This is a genomic window from Pseudocolwellia agarivorans (assembly GCF_002000085.1).
GTDB lineage: Bacteria > Pseudomonadota > Gammaproteobacteria > Enterobacterales > Alteromonadaceae > Pseudocolwellia > Pseudocolwellia agarivorans.
This window is the reverse complement of sequence record NZ_MUZU01000043.1, coordinates 1-979: the sequence shown is the minus strand read 5'-3', so window position 1 is coordinate 979 and position 979 is coordinate 1. Positions and strand designations below refer to the sequence as shown.

At 34.8% G+C, this 979-nt stretch carries 2 protein-coding genes; both read left to right on the top strand.

The annotated features are described in order from the left end of the window. Positions 1-180 precede the first annotated feature (180 nt). Positions 181-684 carry a hypothetical protein gene (locus tag B0X80_RS20240; RefSeq protein ID WP_077343700.1) on the top strand — a complete coding sequence of 168 codons (504 nt, stop codon included), beginning with the start codon at positions 181-183 and terminating at the stop codon, positions 682-684. Positions 685-791: 107 nt separating this feature from the next. Then, the coding region (locus tag B0X80_RS20235) for a hypothetical protein (protein ID WP_139345362.1) at positions 792-979 on the top strand (188 nt) is incomplete at its 3' end.

Sequence of the window (979 nt, the reverse complement as noted above, 5' to 3'; positions counted from 1 at the left end):
TCAAATTTATCAGGCATATAACAAGCAATTCAACGGGACTTTTACAGCTGGCTGTTTCGTTCCTCAACATTTTAAGCCAGCAATAAAAGCCCATTAATTGGGCGTTAGTTTTTTGTTGTTGCGGTTAGTACGGCCTTACTAATCGTAGTAGTTTATTTGGCTACTATTAAGGATATTTTTATGTCTTATAAAATTAAACTCAAATTACTACTGGTTACATTTATAATGATTTTCTCTCCTTTTACATTTGCTTGTGGTTCAGATGCTGAATGTAAAAACGATCAAATCTGTAATGATAATGGTCAATGTGTTGCTGATGGTAGGGATTGGAAAACCCTAAAATCAGACTTAATAAAAATACAAAATGATAAATCTGAAATAATATCTAAGAATCATGCTTCAATCGAGTCTGTAGATCTTCCTGTAACAGAGGATGTCAAAAATGGTATCCCCAATAATTCAAACACAAAATCAGTGAAGTTCAATTCTACTATTTGTGGCCTCCTAGAGTTTAGAAGAAAAGAAGGTAACGTTTATGTTTATTTGGGTATTAGAAATGGACCAATTACTGTGAATTTTTCAAAAAATGGAAGAATCACATCGAGAATGAATCAACGTATATCTGTAGATAAATGGTATAGGTTTGATGCAGGTTCAGGGAATGTGGGATTTACCTGTAAGTAAAAACTAACAAGGCGCTTAAACGGAAAAATTACAGTTGGCTGCGCTCGTGCCTCGCACATTTTAGCCAACCGTATTTTCCGCTTAGCTTGGCGTTAGGTGTTTTCTGTATGCGGTTACTTTTAATACTATTTGCTATTTATAGCAATTGTTCATTCGCCCATAAAGATACAGGGTTAGAGCTTCAACAGAACGGTTCTCTGGCCGGATTACCTAATAAGTATGAACCATCATCGTTTGATCTAGAATCATTTACCTTAGAGATCGCTGGTAAAAAATTAATAATTCCTGAGTGTGT